At 73.8% G+C, this 14,899-nt stretch carries 15 protein-coding genes and 1 pseudogene; 7 read left to right on the forward strand and 9 right to left on the reverse strand.

The genetic code is table 11. The annotated features are described in order from the left end of the window. Window positions 1–57 precede the first annotated feature (57 nt). Window positions 58–474 carry a YchJ family protein gene (locus tag A6A27_RS11380; protein WP_073834544.1) on the reverse strand — a complete coding sequence of 139 codons (417 nt, stop codon included), beginning with the start codon at window positions 472–474 and terminating at the stop codon, window positions 58–60. Window positions 475–1,198: 724 nt separating this feature from the next. Between A6A27_RS11380 and A6A27_RS11385 the strand changes: the two are divergent. Together A6A27_RS11385 and A6A27_RS11390 are read left to right on the forward strand one after the other, a co-directional pair. Next, a pseudogene (locus A6A27_RS11385) lies at window positions 1,199–1,816 on the forward strand (mycothiol-dependent nitroreductase Rv2466c family protein). Window positions 1,817–1,966: 150 nt separating this feature from the next. Next, window positions 1,967–3,010, forward strand: a complete 1,044-nt coding sequence (locus tag A6A27_RS11390; RefSeq protein WP_073834620.1) for a phosphotransferase family protein — start codon at window positions 1,967–1,969, stop codon at window positions 3,008–3,010. Here A6A27_RS11390 and A6A27_RS11395 read toward each other — a convergent pair. The 3 genes from A6A27_RS11395 to A6A27_RS11405 all read right to left on the reverse strand — a co-directional run bounded on the left by A6A27_RS11395 (window position 2,970) and on the right by A6A27_RS11405 (window position 5,447). Beyond that, window positions 2,970–4,079 (reverse strand): magnesium and cobalt transport protein CorA, encoded by a 1,110-nt coding sequence (locus tag A6A27_RS11395; RefSeq protein WP_143193973.1) that lies wholly within the window; start codon window positions 4,077–4,079, stop codon window positions 2,970–2,972. The genes A6A27_RS11390 and A6A27_RS11395 overlap by 41 nt on opposite strands. A gap of 123 nt (window positions 4,080–4,202) precedes the next feature. Further along, the gene (locus A6A27_RS11400) at window positions 4,203–4,853 is read right to left on the reverse strand and encodes a class F sortase (protein ID WP_073834621.1); all 651 of its coding nucleotides are present in this window, start codon (window positions 4,851–4,853) and stop codon (window positions 4,203–4,205) included. A 90-nt stretch (window positions 4,854–4,943) separates the two neighbouring features. Beyond that, the gene (locus A6A27_RS11405) at window positions 4,944–5,447 is read right to left on the reverse strand and encodes a hypothetical protein (protein WP_073834545.1); all 504 of its coding nucleotides are present in this window, start codon (window positions 5,445–5,447) and stop codon (window positions 4,944–4,946) included. Between the two features lie 532 nt (window positions 5,448–5,979). Between A6A27_RS11405 and A6A27_RS11410 the strand changes: the two genes are divergently transcribed. Beyond that, window positions 5,980–6,174 (forward strand): DUF6767 domain-containing protein, encoded by a 195-nt coding sequence (locus A6A27_RS11410; protein WP_198940270.1) that lies wholly within the window; start codon window positions 5,980–5,982, stop codon window positions 6,172–6,174. Window positions 6,175–6,254: 80 nt separating this feature from the next. On the opposite strand, the gene A6A27_RS11415 is transcribed toward A6A27_RS11410, so the two are convergent. Next, on the reverse strand, window positions 6,255–6,923 hold the full coding sequence (locus A6A27_RS11415; protein ID WP_073834547.1) for a response regulator: 669 nt from the start codon (window positions 6,921–6,923) through the stop codon (window positions 6,255–6,257). Next, window positions 6,920–8,023 carry a sensor histidine kinase gene (locus A6A27_RS11420; RefSeq protein WP_073834548.1) on the reverse strand — a complete coding sequence of 368 codons (1,104 nt, stop codon included), beginning with the start codon at window positions 8,021–8,023 and terminating at the stop codon, window positions 6,920–6,922. Before A6A27_RS11420 ends, A6A27_RS11415 begins: the two co-directional genes overlap by 4 nt. 198 nt (window positions 8,024–8,221) lie before the next feature. On the opposite strand from A6A27_RS11420, the gene A6A27_RS11425 reads away from it, so the two are divergent. Beyond that, window positions 8,222–8,644: a DUF6069 family protein gene (locus A6A27_RS11425; RefSeq protein WP_073834549.1), complete on the forward strand. Its 423-nt coding sequence runs from the start codon at window positions 8,222–8,224 to the stop codon at window positions 8,642–8,644. 73 nt (window positions 8,645–8,717) lie between these two features. On the opposite strand, the gene A6A27_RS11430 is transcribed toward A6A27_RS11425, so the two are convergent. Next, entirely contained in the window at window positions 8,718–9,542 is an 825-nt protein-coding gene (locus tag A6A27_RS11430; protein WP_073834550.1) for an ArsR/SmtB family transcription factor, read from the reverse strand. Window positions 9,543–9,817: 275 nt separating this feature from the next. Then, a complete protein-coding gene (locus tag A6A27_RS11435) occupies window positions 9,818–10,327 on the reverse strand; it encodes a DinB family protein (protein ID WP_073834622.1) in 510 nt (169 codons plus the stop codon). A 142-nt stretch (window positions 10,328–10,469) separates the two neighbouring features. Between A6A27_RS11435 and A6A27_RS11440 the strand changes: the two genes are divergently transcribed. Then, window positions 10,470–11,756, forward strand: coding sequence for a vanadium-dependent haloperoxidase (locus A6A27_RS11440; RefSeq protein ID WP_073834551.1), 1,287 nt, complete (start codon window positions 10,470–10,472; stop codon window positions 11,754–11,756). A gap of 90 nt (window positions 11,757–11,846) precedes the next feature. Beyond that, window positions 11,847–12,464, forward strand: a complete 618-nt coding sequence (locus A6A27_RS11445) for a hypothetical protein (protein ID WP_143193974.1) — start codon at window positions 11,847–11,849, stop codon at window positions 12,462–12,464. 10 nt (window positions 12,465–12,474) lie between these two features. Here the strand turns inward: A6A27_RS11445 and A6A27_RS11450 are convergent, their stop codons facing one another. Further along, window positions 12,475–13,695, reverse strand: coding sequence for an MFS transporter (locus A6A27_RS11450; protein ID WP_073834553.1), 1,221 nt, complete (start codon window positions 13,693–13,695; stop codon window positions 12,475–12,477). Window positions 13,696–13,753: 58 nt separating this feature from the next. On the opposite strand from A6A27_RS11450, the gene A6A27_RS11455 reads away from it, so the two are divergent. Next, entirely contained in the window at window positions 13,754–14,716 is a 963-nt protein-coding gene (locus A6A27_RS11455) for a winged helix-turn-helix domain-containing protein (protein WP_073834554.1), read from the forward strand. Window positions 14,717–14,899 lie beyond the last annotated feature (183 nt).

The following is a 14,899-nucleotide window of genomic DNA, read 5'->3' on the forward strand; positions in this document are numbered from 1 at the left end:
GCGGCGACGCCGAGACACCGGGCGGGTGGCGGCGCGAGCGGGCGGCGCCGCCGATGATCAGTCGGGCAGCGCGTCGAGATAGACCCAGCGGCCGTCCTCCCGGACGAAACGGCTCTGCTCGTCCAGCGAGCCCGGGCGGCCCGCCTGGCGGTAGTGGGCGCGGAACCGGACTGTGCCGGTGGTGTCGAAGAGGCCACCCCGGTCGGTGCCGAGGATCTCCAGCCGGGTCCACCGCTGCCCCGGATCCAGCCGCAGCCGAACCGGACGGGTGCTGGAGTGCCAGCTGCGCAGCAGGTAGTCCGCGTCTCCGACGGCAAAGGCGCTGTACCGGGAGCGCATCAACGCCTCGGCGGTCGCCGCCGTCGACGCGCCCTGGTGGACCGGGCCGCAACAGTCCGCGTACGGCACACCGGAGCCGCACGGACAGGTTTCGATCGGATCGGCCGCGCTCCGGCGGCCAGCGCGCTTCGCCACCCGGCCATTCTCGTCGACCGGTCAGCGCGGCGGGCGAGTCGCCCTGCCCACCGTCTTGCGGCCGGGCGTGCTCGCCGTGTTCCGTTTGCCGAACGACGCCATGGTGGTGGCCTTCTTCGCCGCCTTCGCCGGGGCCCGGCTCGCGGCGGTGGTGCGGGTCAGCGACGCCTCCGTCGCCCGCTTGGCCGGCGCCTTCGCGGCGACCTTCTTCGCCGTGGCCTTCTTCGGTGCGGCCTTCGTGGCCGGCGCCTTCGTGGCGGGCACCTTCTTCGTCCGGGCGGGGGTCGCCGTGGCCGCAGTGGCCTTCTTCCGGGCGGCTCGGGCCGTCGTCGGGGTCGGCTTGCCACCCGGCGTCTTCGCCTGGGTGGCCCCGGTGGCCCGTTTCGCGACGGTCGCGACCTTCTTCGCCGCGGCCTTGTTCGGCATCGGGGCCTTCCGCGCGCCGGTGGCCTTCCGGGCGCTGCTGGGCCTGGTCGCCGCCTGGGCCATCGTCACTCCTCCTCGGCTGCGTCGTCCGCGCCGGTGGCCCGGGGACGCCCGGGCGTCCGCCGGCCGGCACGCTCGGCGGGCCGGTGTCTTCCCCCGAACCGGGCGACCAAACGCGGAGGTGATCCGGCCCAGCCGCAATTGGCCCAGTGGCGGAGGCATGGATCGGCTCTCCTCCTGGGCCGATCTGCCGCCTAGCGTCAGGGCGCAACGCTTCCGCGGAGGGACCGAGACGACGATGACGACTGCCGACATGTGGTTCGACCCGCGCTGCCCGTGGGCGTGGAACGCCTCCCGCTGGCTGCTGGAGGTGGAGCGGGTACGCGACGTGCGGGTCCGCTTCCACGTGATGAGCCTGGCCGTGCTCAACGAGGGACGCGAAGGGCTGGAGGAGTAGTACCGCGAGTGGCTGAAGCCGGGCATGGGCCCGGTCCGGGTGGCGGTCGCCGTGGAGCAGAAGTTCGGAGGCGAGGTGCTGCGCGACCTCTACACCGCGCTGGGCAACCGGATCCACTACCAGCGGGCCCCGATCGGCCGGGAGCTGTACGTGGCGGCGCTGACCGAGGTGGGCCTGCCCGTCGAACTGGCCGACGCCGCCGACTCCACCGAGCCCGACGCGGCCCTGCTGGCCAGCCACCACGCCGGCCTGGCACCAATCGGCGAGGACCTGGGCACCCCGACCATCCACGTCACCGGCCCCGACGGACGGATGGACGCGTTCTTCGGGCCGGTGGTGGCGCCGATCCCGCGCGGCGAGGACGCCGGCCGGCTCTGGGACGGGGTGCTGCTGGTCTCCGGCACCGACGGGTTCTTCGAGCTGAAGCGAGCCCGGACCCGCCGGCCGATCGAGGTCTGAGCGACGGCCGCTCGCCCGCTCCGCCGCCGGCACCGGCGCGGCCCGCACGGTGGTCGCGGGACACCGCCGGTCCGGCGGAACCGTTAGCGTGGGACGGAACATGGAGCTGACGACGGGGATCCGCAGCGGCCGGACGGGGTGGGCGGCCGGATGAGCCCGACGCAACGCCGCCTCGACCCGGACATGGTCCGCCGGTACGTCGCCGCGTCCCTCGGCCCCGCTCCCCGGGTGACCGGATGCGGGCCGATGACCGGCGGCGGCTTCGCCGCCGTCTGGTGGGTGAACCTGGCCGACGGGCGCGCGGTGGTGCTCAAGGTGGGGCCGCCGGCGCAGGTGCCGCTGTTGCGTTACGAGCACGACATGGTCGGCGCCGAGGCCCGCTACCTGCGGCTGGTCACCGAGCGCGCGCCCGCCGTTCCCGTCCCGCCGCTGATTCACCACGGCAGCGACCCGGTGCTGGGTGACTGGCTGCTCACCGGCCTGCTGCCCGGCCGCAGCCTGTGGGATCTGACCCAGGCCGGCGACGACACCGACGAGGTCCGAGCCGAGTTCGGCGTCGCTCTGGCCGCCGTGCACGGGATCACCGGCGACCGGTACGGCTACGACGGTGGCCGCGCGAGCGCCGACACCTGGCGGGGCGCGTATCTGGCCATGCTGGACGATCTGCTCGCCGACGCGGCGGACTGGCGGGTGTCGTTGCCGGTGCCGGCGGACCGGGTCCGGGAGCTTGTCGACCGGCACGCTCCCGTGCTCGACGCGGTACGCCGCCCGGCGCTGCTGCACTTCGGCGGCTGGGCGGGCAACGTGCTCGCGGTCGCCGGCGCGGACGGTACGCCCCGGCTCAGCGGTCTGGTCGACGGCGAGCGATACCTGTGGGGCGACCCGCTCATGGACCTGGTGTCGCCGCTGTTGTTCCGGCGTACCGAGGACGAGCTGGACGACCCCGTCGTGCGGGCCTACCGGACGATCGCGCCGTGCCCCCTGGACACCGGAGCGCGTCGCCGCCTGAGCCTGTACCGGCTGTACCTGTACCTGCTGATGTCGGTGGAGATGCCCAGTCGCGGCATCACCGGCGAGTCCGATCCGTGGCGGGTGGCCCGCCTCGCCGAACTGCTCGACCAGGAACTGTCCGACCTGGACAGAGCAGAAGCCCTCACAGCCAGCCGGAGCGGCGGAAGAGCCGGTACAGGGTGAACGCGGCCAGCGCCATCACCAGCACGGCGCCCGGGTAGCCGTACCGCCAACCCAGCCCGGGCATGTGGGCGAAGTTCATGCCGTAGATGCCGGCCACCGCGGTCTGGGTCGCGGCGATAGCCGCCCAGGCGGCGATCTTGCGCATGTCGTTGTTCTGGTCCACCGCCAGCTTTGCCAGCCGGGCCTGCAGAAGAGAGTTGAGCAGATCGTCGTACGTGCCGATCTGCTCCACCACCCGGGCGAGCCGGCCCTCCACGTCGGCGAACCAGCGGTGCAGCGCCGGCGGCGGGCCGTCCCGCTGCTCCAGCAGGGCGCGCAGCGGCGCCGGCAACGACAGCACCGCCCGCTTGAACTCCACCACCTCCCGTTTGAGCTGGTAGATCTGCTGGATGTCGGCGTCACGGTCGCGGGCGAAGACACGTTCCTCGATCCGCTCCAGGTCCCGCTCCAGGTGTCCGGCGACCTCCAGATAGAGGTCGACCATCCGGGCGCAGACCGCGTACGCGACCGCCCACGGCCCCTCCGCCAACACGCCCGGCCGGCGTTGGATGTCGTCGCGCACGGGAGTGAGGGTGCCCGCCGCGCCGTGCCGCACCGTGATCACGAACCGGTCGCCGAGGAACACCAGCACGTCCCCGGTGTCGATAACCTCCGAGGTGTCGGTCAGCTCGACGTGTTCGACGTAGCCGGCGGTGCGCAGCACCAGCAGGGTCACCTCGCCGTGCCGCTGCACGGTGGGGCGGTGCCCCTCGGCGAGGGCCTGCGCGACGCTCAGCTCGTCCAGTCCGAACGTACGCCCCACCGCGGCCAGCACGGCGGCTCCCGGTTCGTGCAGCCCGAGCCAGACGAACGACCGCCGGGTGCGGCGGGCCCGCGCGTACGCGTCGGCGTAGTGCGGCCGGCCCGGCTCCCGCCGGCCGGACACGTAGACCGCGCAGTCCACCACCGCGTCCGGATTGGACCGTGGCGCCGCGGCCGCCGCCGGGCCCACCGGGCGCCCCAGCAAGCGGGCGAGCAGGGCGGGCAACCGCCGTCCAGGCTGCCGGGTCCGTGCCGCCGACCGGTCCACCGCGCACCTCCTTCGGCAGCTCCAGCTCGACGCGTTGCCGCGCCGCGACCTGGAGCCGCCGTCCGCCGGGAACTGACGGCCCACGGTACGGCGTGGGGAGGGGCCGGTGGTGTCCGGCTGCCGTCAGCGGGTGGCGGTGGCGAAGACGACGATGTTGTCCGGATAGCTACCGGTACGCGGGTTGAACCGGCCGCCGCAGGTGATCAGGCGCAGCCGGGCGTCCGTGCCGCCGCCGTACACCCGGTCGGTGGGAAAGCGGTCCTTCGGGTACGCCCCGACACCGTCCACGGTGAACGTGGCGACCCGGCCGTCGGCGCGGGTGACCCGGACGGTGTCGCCGGGACGGAGCCGACCCAGGTCGAAGAAGACCGCGGGGCCGTGCTCCGAGTCGACGTGCCCGACCATGACCGCGTTGCCCGCCTCCCCCGGGGTGGGGCCGGGGCGGTACCAGCCGACGATCTCCGGGTACTCCAGCGGCGGCACCTCCAGCGCGCCGTCGGCGTCGGTGGCGACCGGGATGATGCCGGCGTCGACGCCGATGCGGGGGACGGTGATCCGGACCGGCTCGGAGCGGGGGAACACCGGCCCGGGCGGACCGGAACGTTCGGCGGTCGGGGCCACTGCGGCGCCCGGCTGCGGTGGCCGCGGGGAGGTGGTGCCGAGACCGGCGGCGACCATTCCGGCGCCGGTGGCACCGGCAATGGTCACCGCGGCGACGATGGCGGCGGTCCGGGCCTTCGACGGCCCGTCCCCGTGGCTGCTCTGTGCCGACAGGTTCCCACCTCCGTCCAACGTGGGAGCGGTGCCCGCGCCGGTTGACGCCCGGCGCGGGCACCCTCGCTCAGGGATGGTGTGGCGAGGCCGTCAGGCGACGGTGGTCGCGCGCCGCCGTCGGCGCACCAGCACGTACGTCCCGCCGGCGACCGCCGCGGCGGCCAGCGCGCCGCCCGCGACGAGCACTCCGGTGTCGCCGCCCTTGCCGCCGGCCCCGGCCGGGGCGCCGCCGATCGGCGTGGCGCCGATCGCGATGACGGTGAAGGTGGCCGTGCCGCCGTTGCTGCCGTTGCCGCAGGTGGTGGTGACCGTGTACGTGCCGAGGGTGAACCCGGCGGTGAAGAGTTCCGCGCTCAGTCCGCCGCCGGCCGCGGCGGTGGTGGACCGGACGTTCTCGTCCCGGTTGGGCCCGGTGACGTGGAAGATCGCGTCACCGTCCTTCGGGTTGCACTCCGTCGTGGTGAGCACGACCGTCCCGCCGACCGGGGTGGTGGCGGGCGAGACCGTGGTGTCCGCGAGCGCGGCGGCCGGGAGCAGGAGTGTGCCGAGGCCCACGCCGACCGCCGCCGATCCGAGAATTCTCTGTGCCTTCATCCGCGTCTTCCCTCACTTTTCGTCCGCTGACTGCCTGGGACGCCGTTCGGGTGGCCAACTCCGTGACTAGCACCGGTGTGGCCAACACTAGGAGGGTTGCGGCGGTGACTCGGCGTAAATGAGAAATCCTCGTTGCCGTCACGTGTCCTCCCTCCCGCCGGGCAGCGCCGGACATGCCCGCCCACCCGCGCCCGGAGCACCCGGACGCCGCGGCACCCGTTGCGTCACCTGTGCCGTTCCGGTGACGGTGCGCTGTCCCGGTCCGGTCGTCGGGGAGTGAGCGGTCAACCGGCTCGAGGACTCTCCATGCCGTTCCACTGCCACCCGTCCTGCTGGTGGCGGTGGCGAACATTCCGCCCCACCGCACCCGGTTCGGCCGCGTGGCCCGGCCGGCGTTGGATAGCGTCAGGTCATGGGCGGGTGCCCGCCACGGCGGCGGCCTGCGGGAGCAGACCGCAGCCCTCCGGGGCCGGGCCGCTGCCGTGACCAACGGCCCTACCCGCGCCGTCCGACTCGGAGAACGATGGTGGGCGTGAGCGCCACCAGAGCGTCGGCCAGCTGCCCGATCCGCCCGGGCGAGCCGTGCACGCTGTGTCAGCTCGACGTCACCGGGCCGCAGGACTGCCCGCTGGTCTATCTGGTGATGGGCGATGACGAGCTGCGGGCCGGGGTCCACCGGACCCGACCGGCCAGGCCCGGGACGCGGCGGCCCCGGCCGGGCCGGTGACCGTCAGCCAGGGCCGTGCGAGGTGATCGCCGCGACCCACAGCGTCGTCGTAAGGGCGAGGCAGATGCGCGGCGACGGGGTCAACGGGCCGGCGGCTCGGGGCGCACCAGACCCACGTCGTACGCGAAGACCACCGCCTGGATCCGGTCGCGCAGGCCAAGCTTGGTGAGGATGGCGGAGACGTGTGTCTTCACCGTGGCGGTGCTCAGGAACAGCCGGTCCGCGATCTCCGCGTTGGACAGCGCCCGCGCGGTGAGGGTCAGCACCTCCACCTCGCGGGCGGTCAGCGCGGCCAGCCGCGCCGGGGTGGCCGCCGGGCCGGGCAGCCGGTCGGCGAACCGGTCGAGCAGCCGGCGGGTCACCGTGGGGGCGAGCAGCGCCTCGCCGCGCGCCACCACCCGTACCGCCTCGGCCAGGTCCGCCGGGCGGGTGTCCTTGAGGAGGAAGGCGCTGGCTCCGGCGCGCAGCGCCGCGTAGACGTGTTCGTCCAGGTCGAACGTGGTGAGCATGACGACGCGGGCGGGGTTTCCGGCGGCCACCAGCTCCCGGGTGGCGGCGATCCCGTCCTGCCGGGGCATCCGGACGTCCATCAGCACCACGTCGGGCCGGGTTCGGTTCACCACAGCGACCGCCTCGACGCCGTCGGCGGCCTCCCCGACCACCGTCAGGTCGGGCCGCGCGTCGATGATCATCGTGAGGCCGGCGCGGATCAGATCCTGGTCGTCGGCGATCACCACGCGGACGGTCACCTGGCCACCCCCACCGGCAGCCGGGCCTGGACGCGGAACCCACCGGCCGGCAGCGGACCGGCGTCCAGGGTGCCGCCCAGCAGCCGGGCCCGCTCGCGCATGCCGACGATGCCCCGGCCCGCACCCGCGCCGGGCCGCCGGGGCGCCGCCGGGCCGTCGTCGACCACCTCCAGCCGCAGCACCCCGTCGTCGTACCGCACGCTGACGTCGGCCCGGATGGCCTGGCTGTGCCGTAGCGCGTTGGTCAGCGACTCCTGCACGATCCGGTACGCCGACAGCTGCACCCCGCCGGGCAGATCGTCGGCGGTGCCGTCCCGGCTCATGGTCACCTGGAGGCCGACCGCCCGGACGGCATCGGCGAGGGCGTCGAGCTGCGCGAGGCCCGGCTGCGGCCCGTCCGGACCAGACCCGTCATCGGTGGCCAGGGCGTGCAGCATCGCCCGCAGCTCGGTGAGCGCGGACCGGGCGGCCGCACTGATCGAGCCGAGCGCCGCCCGGGCCCGCTCCGGGTGGGCGTCGAAGACGTCCTCGGCGGCGGCGGCCTGCACCGCGATGACGGCGACGTGGTGGGCCACCACGTCGTGCAGCTCGCGGGAGATCCGCTCCCGCTCCCGGGACAGCACCTGCCGCTGCCGGTCGCGCCGCCGGTGGGTGTGACCGCGTTGCAGCTCACCGAGGGCCCAACTCAGACCCAACGCGGTCACTGCGAGCAACAGATCCCGCCACCCACCGGTGACCAGCTTCCACGGCGTGGGGGCGACCAGCAGCGTCAGCGCGACCAGGGAGATCCGGGGCGGACACAGCCGCGCCACGTACGCCAACGGGACGGCGACCAGGCCGAGCCAGCCCAGCTGGGGGCACAGCGCCTCCAGCCCAACCCCGGCGAGCGCGGCCACCGCCAGCGCGTACCCGGGTCGTCGGCGGATCCAGAGCAGGCAGCTGGCCTGTACGACGGCAAGGCCGACCGCGGCAGCGGTCCCGCCCGTCGAGGCGGGGCCGATCCCCGGCGTGACCGCCACGGCCAGTGCCACGCCGAACATCACACTGGCGATGCCGCCGTCGAGCAGCAGCAGGAAACGGGATGAGGACCGGCAGTTCACAACGCGGATGGTAGGCCGCCGGCGCGCCCGGCCTCATCGGTCGCGGGACGGAGATCGGGGGCCGGGCCTGGTTCCCGGGACTGACCGGCGAACCCGTCCGCGGCGCGATCCGCGGCCCGCCCGACCGCGCCTAGCGTGCCCCTGAACGTCGTCGACGGACCCGGCCCCGGGTCCGCACCCAACTGGAGGTACGTGCCGATGAACACTGTGACGAGTCTCCCGGTCGCCGCCGGCCGCCCGGGGCGCCGACGTGGCCGGGTGCTGGCGGTGCTCGCCGCCACCGCCGCCACCCTGGTCGTCTGGGCTGTCGCCGTCCCCGTCGCCGGGGTGGACCTGGTGGCCCGCACGGGCGGGACGGATCAGTCGGTGACCCCGGTCGTGGTCGGCGTCGCCACCCTGCTGGCCGGCCTGGCGGGCTGGGCGCTGCTCGCCCTACTGGAGCGGTTCACCACCCGGGCGCGAACCGTCTGGCTCGGCGTCGCCGTGGTCGTGCTGCTGGTGTCGTTGCTCGGGCCGCTGGGTGGAGGAGTGGGTACGGCGGCGACGGTGACGCTGGTCGCGATGCACCTGGTGGCCGCCGGCGTCCTCGTCCCGCTGCTGCCCCGCACCGCCGGCCGCTGACCCGCGGGTGCCGACCGGTCGGGGATGCCGCGACGGGGGCGGGCATCCCCGATCCGGCCGGGCGTCCGCCGGGTCAGCCGGCCGGGAGCGGCTCCGGCAGCGGCTCGCCGGTCTCCAGCAGACTCTTCAGGCTGGCCAGCAGCTCGGGCCAGCCGCCGCTGCCGTCGAGCTGGCCGCTGATCGCCCGGTGCATCTCGCTGTCGGGGGAGAAGTCGTCGTGGGTCACGGTCAGCCGGACCGCCTCGCCGTACGGCGCGAGGTCGAAGGTCACCTTCGACCGCCGTTCCCGGAGGCGTTCGGCGAGCTCCTCGTCCGACCAGCCGAAGTGGGCCGCATGCTCGGGCTGGAAGCCGTGCCAGCTGTAGGAGAGGAGGCGGTACGGTTCGGCCACCAGCACCCGCTGGCCGATGTCCTTCGGCTCCGTGTCGGGCGCGTCCTGCCAGAGGACCGGCGACCCGACCCGCCAGTCGGAGACCAGCGCCGCCCCGCCCCAGTAGCGGCGGGTGAACTCCGGCTCGACCAGCGCCCGCCAGAGCTGCTCCGGCGTGGTCCGGATGTAGGTGGTGTAGACGAACGTGGGGTTCTCCATGGGCTCCCGCTCCAATGCTCTCTGCAGGTCGGCGAGGGCACGCGCCCGCTCGCGGTGGTACCGGCCGATCCAGCGGTCGGCGACGGCGTTGATCGGGGCCGCGTTGAGGTGGTGCAGCTTCTCGCGCCCTCGTCGCGTCGTGGTCACCAGCCCGGCCGCCTCCAGCACGGCGAGGTGCTTGCTCACCGACTGCCGGGTCATGTCGAGCCCGGCGCACAGCTCGCGCAGGCTCTGCCCGTTGCGGACGTTCAGGCTGTCGAGCAGCCGGCGACGGCTCGGGTCCGCCAGCGCGCGGAACACCTCATCCACCGCTTCTCACCCACCCTCGGTAAAGGCAGCCAGGAGGTTGCCTTTTCTCATCATAGGCAGCCGGATGGCTGCCTGTCCACTGAAACGGTGGCGGCATTGGGAGACAGGAACCCAGCCTCCTAGGACGCCTTAGCGGATGTGACCCGCCCAGCCACCTGAAGGTCTGCCATCAACCAGGGGACGGACGCCTTCCCGATGGCGGTCAGCGGCAAGGCCCGCGCGATCGAGTTGCGCCACGTCGGCGTCGCCGGGTGACCGGGACGCCGGCCCGCCGGTCACTCTCCGGTGCGTCCGTCGTTCAGCTCGCGGACGATGTCGAGGTGCCCGGCGTGCCGGGCGTACTCCTGCAGCACGTGGAAGAGGATCGCGGCCAGCGTCGGCCGGCTGGCCTCATCGGTGAACCGGCCGCCCAGCGTGGCGGGCGTGCTCAGCGGGGTCGCCTCGACGATCTGCCGGGTCCGTGTCCCGCCCCGGCGCAGGGCGGTCACCAGGTCGGCGACCGTCTCGTGCGGGCCGACGTGCCAGCGGTCGTCGGCGCGGTCGCCCCACGGGTCCGGCACCGGTTCGCCGAGGAACCCCCAGACCAGCCAGCGCCGCTCCATGAAGGTCAGGTGCTTGACCAGTTCGACCGGCGTCCAGCCGGACGGCACCCGGGCGGTGCGGGCCTGCGTGTCGGTCAGCCCGGCGAGCCGCTCGGCGACCGTGTCCCGGTAGTAGTCGAGATAGGTGAGGAACAGGGCGGGCACGTCGGACGACGGGCCGGGCTCCGGGAACGGCAGGCGCATGCCGGGCAGTATCCCGCAGGGGGCGGCGGCCATCCGACCTATCGACTCGCGCTGATGCGAGCACCTATAGTCATGTTGCTCAATGCTGTGGCCTCGTGGCACGGGGTGAACTGACGGGTCGGAAACAGCAAGGAGAAACCTCATGACAAGCAGGGTTCGCACCATGCGCAGAGCGGCATCCGCGATCGTCGCCACCGTCCTGGCCGCCGGGTCTTCGCTCGTGATCGCATCGCCGGCCGCGCAGGCCGCAGGGGCGACCGGGTCGGCGCAAGCCGTGCTCACCTGGGATCGCCACGCCGAGACGGCGATCTGGGACACCGCACGGCAGGCGCCGCAGGTGCAGTCGCGCGGTGCCGCGATGGTGCACGGCGCCATCTACGACGCGGTGAACGCCATCGCCGGCACGCCGTACCAGCCGTACCTGACCGCACCGCCGGCCGACGGCTCCGAGTCCGTCGACGCCGCCGTGGCCGCCGCGGCATACCGGGTGCTCGACGCGATCTTCCCCGAGCAGCACGACGCGCTCCGCGCGAATTACGACGAGTCGCTCGCCGCGATCCCGGATGGTCCAGCCCGGCAACGGGGGATCGACATCGGCGCGCGGGCCGCCGCCGCGATGATCGACGCCCGACGCGACGACGGATCCTTCGGTCCGCAGACCTTCCCCGTCGGGACCGAGCCCGGCCAGTGGCGACCCACGCCACCGTCGTTCGCCAACGACGGCGGCTGGGTCGGCCACATGACGCCGTTCGTCCTTCCCCGCGCGTCGGTCTTCCGCACCTCCGGCCCACCCGCGCTCACCAGCGCGCAGTACGCCAGGGACTACAACGAGGTCAAGACGGTGGGCTCGGCCACCAACGCGGTCCGCACCACCGACCAGACCGAGGCGGCGATCTGGTGGCACGACCGGCGCCTGGGCGAGTGGGAGATCAAGCGCCAACTGGTGACCACCCAGCGGCTGAACGCTCTCCAGGCGGCACGCATGTTCGCGATGGTGGACCTCGCCGAGGCGGACGCCGTCATCGCCTGCTTCAACGAGAAGGAAAACTGGAACCGCTGGCGCCCCATCACCGCGATCCGCCTGGGCGACACCGACGGCAACCCGGGTACGGTGGCCGATCCCGCCTGGACACCGCTGCTGGTTACGCCACCGCACCCCGACTACACGTCCGGCCACACCTGCAACACCGGCGCCACCATGTCGGCGTTGGCGTACTTCTTCGGCCGGGACGACATCGCCTTCAGCGCCTACAGCAGCGACTCCGGCACGAGAAGACACTTCAGCAGCTTCTCGCAGGCGCTCACCGAGGTCATCGACGCCCGGGTGTGGGGCGGCATCCACACCCGCAGCGCCGACCTGCAGGGGGCGCGGATCGGCCTGCAGACCACCGCGTACCTGGTCCGGCACCACTTCCGCCCGCTGAGGTGAGCGTCGTCCCGGATGCGCTCCCCAGCGGGGGCGGTGGGACAGGCGTACCCTGACCGTCCGATCCGCGCCGGGATCGGTGGGGGAGGGACCGTGGGACACGTGTTCGTCAGGCTGGCCGGGCACGGCGTCCGGCTGGTGCCGTACTGGCCGTACCGGTTCGCCGTCGGGCCCGTCCCGGCGACCGTGGAGGTCACCGTGTTCGAGCCCGCCGGCGGCCGGCGTGCGGTGGTCGGGCCGGACGCGGTGTCGGTGCCGGGTGTGGTGGACGTCGACCCAGGCCCGCAGGGGGACTGGCGGCTGGAGATCGGGCCGTTCAGTCTCTGCTGGCCGCAGGGTTTCGTCGTGGAATCTCCGTCCGATTCGGCGGACCGCACGCCGTGCTACCTGCTCGGGCCCGACGAAGCGATGATCTTTCCGCAGGGTCCGGTGCCGCTCGAGCGGCTGGCGGCACCAGATGCGCTCGTCGCACCCGGGCAGCGGATCGTCGACCGACGCGTGCTGGACGACGACATCGAGGTGGTGGAGTTGGCGTACGCGCACGACGGCGCGCCGTGGCGGCAGGCGCACTGGCTGATCCCGGTCGGAGCGCAGCGCGCACTGGTCCTCACCGGGCAGACGTTGGAGGCGGCCAGCGGTACCGTCCGGTCCGCCGGTGACCGGATGGCGGTCACGCTCAGCGGCGTGGCGGAGCTCGGTGCGGCCGGATAGTTCCGGCCTCCTACCGTCCGTCGGTCGCCGGGGTGCGAGGCGGTGCCGCCTCCGGCTCAGCCCCGGACGCGGCCTCGGTCTGCCGCAGTCCCCGGGTGAGCGCCACGGTGGCTACCAGGGACAGCCCGGCCATCGCCGCCACGGCCCAGGCGGCCGGCAGCCGGTCGGCGATCACCCCGGCCAGCGCCGCGAACACCGCCTGGCCGGCCAGCATGCCGTTCTGGTGCAGGCCGAGCACCTGTCCCCGCATCTGCTCCGGCGAGTGGGCGATCAGCCGCTCCTGCAACGGCAGCGACGCGGCGAAACCGGCCGAGGCGACCAGCGCCACGAGCATCGCCAGCGGCAGCGCGGGGTGCAGCACGAAGGCGAGGTACGGCAGGGCGAGCAGCAACCGCAGCGGCCGGACGGCCCAGTCCCGCTGGGCCGGCGTGAGGAACCGCCCCACCACCACGTCGCCGGCGAGCATGCCGAGGGCGCCCGCGGCGAACAGGAAGCCGGCCCGCTCCCCGGCGTACGGGATGAACAGCGCCTCGCAGCCCACCACAAGACCGTTGGGCACCCACAGGTTCAGGTAGAGCGACCGGCGGCGCGGGTCGGCCCACAGTTCCCGGTTGATCCGCAGCGTGCGGGCCGTCGACGCCCGTTCGCTCGCGCGGGCCGGCCGTTCGGCCAGGCCGAACCAGCCCAGCGCGGTGGCCACGGCCCGCAGCGCCGCGGCGATCAGGAACACCTGGTACGGGCTGAGCCAGACCAGCAGCACGCCACCCGCCCCGAAACCGGCGATCTGCATGACGCCGACGCTCGTGTTCATCGTCGACCGGCCGAGCACGTACGCGCCGGGCGGCAGCATGTCGCTGATCATCGCCCAGCGCGCGCCACCGGTGATCGAGCCGGCGTACGCGGTGCCGAAGATGATGGCGAACCGGGCCCACAGCGGCAGAGTCGGCACCGCCTGGAAGGCCGCGCCGGCGGTGGCGATCAGCGCGGCGAGGGTCAACGCCCGGCGCGGTGGCAGGCTGTCGGCGGCGGACAGCAGGGTCAGGCTGCCGAGCACGCCGGCGAGCGGCGCGCCGAACACGCTCAGCGCGGTGAGCAGGGCGGAGTCGGTCGCCGCGTAGGTCAGCGAGCCCAGCGCAAGCGCCGAGGTGGTGTGCGCGGCGAGGCCGGCGCAGTTGGCGACGAACAGGTTTCGGAACTCGCGGACCGCGAAGAGATCGGAGTACGTCCTCACGCCGAGGATCCTTCAGGCCGGCGCGCCAGGCCCGTAGAGTTACGCCTGGAGGCGAAACATGGGTGTCTGGCAGGTGCCGGCGGACCTGCTCGCGCGGAGCCGGTTCACGGTCTCCCCGATGACCGACACGGTCGCCGCGTTGCGGGCGCTCAACGATCCGCGCCGACCCTGGCAGCGGGCCTGGCGCCGGCCGTACGCCGAGGCGTTCCAACGGATGGTGGCCGACCGGCCGGTGGTGCGGGCGTTGCTGGCGGCGTCGTTCCAGCCCCGGTGGACGGCCGACTTCCTCACCCTCGCCCCCGAGTCGGCGAACCCGACGTTCGCCGAGGAACTGGCGGCCGTCGAGCGGCGCGGCGACGAGCAGATCCGGGCCGACCTGCGGGCGACCCGCCCCGGGCCACTGGCCGAGGTGCTGCTGGACGACGGACTCACCGACCAGGTGGTGGGCCTGCTGCACTGGGTCTGGACGCACACCGTCCAGCCCGAGTGGCCGGAGCGGGAACGTCGCCTGCGCGCCGACATCGTGGCCCGCACCGCGCGGCTGAGCGCGTACGGCTGGGCGGGCGTCTTCGCGGACCTCAACCGCAACGTGCGGTGGGTGGGTGACGGCTGCCTCCAGGTCAACGACTACCCGGCTCCGCCGCTGCCGCTCGACCAGGCCGAGCAGCTCGTCTTCGTCCCGGCGCACTGCGCCCGGGGCTGGGTGGTGTGGGACCGGCCCACCCGGTTCGGCATGGTCTACGCGGCCAGCGGGGTGCTGGCCGACGCCGGGACGGTGGCGCCGGACGGACTGGCGCGGTTGATCGGTGCCAACCGGGCGGCCATCCTGGCCCGGTTGGACGCTCCGTTGAGCACCTCGCACCTGGTGGCCCTCACCGGCCTCTCCCTCGGCACGGTCGGCGACCACCTGCGGGTGCTGCTGGACGCAGGTGCCGTGACCAGACGACGGTCCGGTCGGGAAGTGCTCTACTGGCGTACTGCGCTGGGCACCGCCCTGGTGGGCGCCGGCCGCACCGGCTGACGGTGCACCGCCTGTCGGCCACTCGCCCCGAGGTCACCCTTCGGCGGTCCGCCAGAACTGGCGCGGCGCGTACCCGTCGCGGCGCAGCCAGTGCTCGGTGTAGACGATCCGCTCCGCCGGCACCACGACCAGCGGCCAGGTCGAGGTGGAAGTAGCGCACCGGGGGGGGGGGGGGGGGGGGGG

It is taken from the genome of Micromonospora sp. CB01531 (assembly GCF_001905095.1).
GTDB lineage: Bacteria > Actinomycetota > Actinomycetes > Mycobacteriales > Micromonosporaceae > Micromonospora.

Coding starts and splice junctions, on each gene's coding strand:
- A6A27_RS11390 (WP_073834620.1), top strand. CDS start 1,967: ATGAGCCCGACGCAACGCCGCCTCGACCCGGACATGGTCCGCCGGTAC.
- A6A27_RS11405 (WP_073834545.1), bottom strand. CDS start 5,447: ATGAAGGCACAGAGAATTCTCGGATCGGCGGCGGTCGGCGTGGGCCTC.
- A6A27_RS11425 (WP_073834549.1), top strand. CDS start 8,222: ATGAACACTGTGACGAGTCTCCCGGTCGCCGCCGGCCGCCCGGGGCGC.
- A6A27_RS11435 (WP_073834622.1), bottom strand. CDS start 10,327: ATGCGCCTGCCGTTCCCGGAGCCCGGCCCGTCGTCCGACGTGCCCGCC.
- A6A27_RS11440 (WP_073834551.1), top strand. CDS start 10,470: ATGACAAGCAGGGTTCGCACCATGCGCAGAGCGGCATCCGCGATCGTC.
- A6A27_RS11455 (WP_073834554.1), top strand. CDS start 13,754: ATGGGTGTCTGGCAGGTGCCGGCGGACCTGCTCGCGCGGAGCCGGTTC.